Origin of the sequence: Thermosipho sp. 1074, assembly GCF_001999655.1 — a bacterium.
In the GTDB taxonomy this organism is placed as follows: Bacteria; Thermotogota; Thermotogae; order Thermotogales; family Fervidobacteriaceae; genus Thermosipho; species Thermosipho affectus.
This window is the reverse complement of record NZ_LBEX01000010.1, coordinates 1-2,309: the sequence shown is the minus strand read 5'-3', so window position 1 is coordinate 2,309 and position 2,309 is coordinate 1. Positions and strand designations below refer to the sequence as shown.

The 2,309-nt window shown below is 30.2% G+C and carries 2 protein-coding genes; one reads left to right on the top strand and one right to left on the bottom strand.

Translation table 11 applies throughout. The annotated features are described in order from the left end of the window. The first annotated feature begins 26 nt into the window (after positions 1 to 26). A complete protein-coding gene (locus tag XO08_RS09385) occupies positions 27 to 116 on the top strand; it encodes an AIR carboxylase family protein (RefSeq protein ID WP_233120223.1) in 90 nt (29 codons plus the stop codon). 479 nt (positions 117 to 595) lie between these two features. Here the strand turns inward: XO08_RS09385 and XO08_RS03385 are convergent, their stop codons facing one another. Continuing rightward, positions 596 to 1,969, bottom strand: a complete 1,374-nt coding sequence (locus tag XO08_RS03385; RefSeq protein ID WP_075665645.1) for a hypothetical protein — start codon at positions 1,967 to 1,969, stop codon at positions 596 to 598. Positions 1,970 to 2,309: the final 340 nt, after the last annotated feature.

Genomic DNA, 2,309 nt, shown 5'->3' with positions numbered 1-2,309 from the left:
GAGGGGCTGCGCATTTACCAGGGGTTATTGCTTCTAAAACTTTAAAGCCTGTCATAGGTGTTCCTGTGAAGTCGGAAGATTTCCTTGTTTTTTATCTTGTCAATTATATCGTTTAACTTCTCTGGAAAATTAATTGATAACTCGCCTGTCTCATCAAGTACTTCACCTGTTTCTAATACGATAAATGTCTGGATGAAACCTTCATTTTTTAATGTATTTTTTGCGTTTCTAATTCCCCATGCAAGTTGTCTTTTTCCTAAATCACTTGTTATATTCATCAAATATGGAGCAAGTGATCCTTCCGTTGCATACTTGTAAATTGGATCAATGATGTTTTCTAGTTCTGCATGTACGTCTTTGGAGATCGAGGTAAGGATGAGTTCGTTTATAGTATTTGCACTTTTTGAAACGTTTTTGAAGGCAAAATATGATGAAATTGAAACACTTGTCACTGTAGCAATTATTGCTACCAATACTAAGGATAGTATGAGTTTAAATTGTAGTTTCATTTAACCACCTCCGGAAAATATACCTATTCACTTTAATTTTAACACAAATTTGAAAAAAAAAACAAAGGCTCAATATGAGCCTTTGTTTATTCTTTCAAAAGTTTTAAAAAGCTTATATTTTGCATTTCATTTTGATCTTTAAAAAGTAATATTGCGGTGTTTTTAAAATCCCCATCAAGCAGTGTAAAATACTCAAAGGTATTTCCAGGTTGGAAAGCTACAGCTTCTGGAGGCAAAGTTGCTATCCTATTACCATTGCTGCTATAAACCGCAATATTGGAGTTTTCACGGTGAGGCGAAAAAGATAAATCTTGGCCAAGTATGTGGAACCAAACATTTTGTTCACTGTCTATACCGTATCCGCATGTGTGAAAGTCATAATCTTGGTACTCCACCCAATATGTTGAATACCACATAATTGCCGGAGTAGCTGAGGTAGTTTCTTTAGTTTTTGGATCATATATTGTGTAGAAGATACTTTTGCTTGTGCTAAGAACAACATTTTCATATATAACTTCAAAAAAGTTCCATATTTTTCCTGAATTTTCCAAGAGAATGTCACTCCCAGTTGGATATGCCCAATCTGGTATGGGTATGTTTATAGTTGAACTTGCAAGGGTGTTGGTTGTTAAATTTGCTTTGTAAAGGACAAGATTTTTATCTTTGTAAGATGTTATATACAAATAATCTTGACTTTTGAGGATACTGTTGGATATTGCTTCGCTTTCTTCTCTTTTAAAAAAGGCGACTATCCTAGGAATAACATCTATTGATATTAGTGAATAATAATTATACGTATACGATTGTAGGATATATACGTTATTTTCGTAAAAGTAGGCATCTAACGTCAAATATATTTCTATATTGTCTTTTGGGGTGGGGATATTATAGCAATTTATATTATATGCATTTTCTGAAATTTTTATTACACAATATTTTTTTTCGTTGTAAAAACTTAAAAGTACAGTGTTTTGGTTGTAAAAGATGTCAAATAAATATTTGTACGGGGATGTTAGATTACATGCTGAAAGTAAATCTACGTTATGCCATCCATTAGAATTATAATAGGAAAATGTGAGGTATTTTCCTTGAATTGTGATAGTAGTATATATAAACCAAGGATTCCCATTTACAGCGCCAAGTGCAAGAATATTTGAGTCTGACGTATAGGGGATATTTCTAAGATTAGTTAAAGTTGATTCACTTGGTGTGCTCTTTAAGAGGTACTCATAAAGAAGTAGTTTTTTTTCATCTTCATCTTTTAATGAAATGAATAACTTTTTTGAATCGTTATCTAAAGATGCTTTTTGATAAGTATAATTAAATCCTAATTTCTGATTAAAAATCTCTGAAATTTTATACGAAGGATTTTCATAAGAAGCTGGCGTGTTTTGTATTTTTGTACATGAGACCATGAATATTGTTAATACAAAAAGTAAAAAAATAATAAACCTCTTCATAATATTCCCCCCTTTGGTAATGTTTATGAGAAGTTTATTATTTTAAATCCTTTTGATTATATATTTTTATGATGCGAAAAGGTAATAAGGGAATTTCTCTGAAATATTTTGTTTTTTATAAAAAAAAGACCCAGTAGGGTCTTTTATACATTCTATTTTTTTATCCTATATTATATTATACCATATTTTAAAAATTTGTCAATAAAATCACTTAAAAACAATATAACAATTATAGTTATTACCATTATAACATAAATAATATGTTCTGTTAAGTTAGAATTAGATTAAAGAGTTTATATGGAGGAGGGGTTTCATGAAAATTTATTGGGAATTTTTAAAG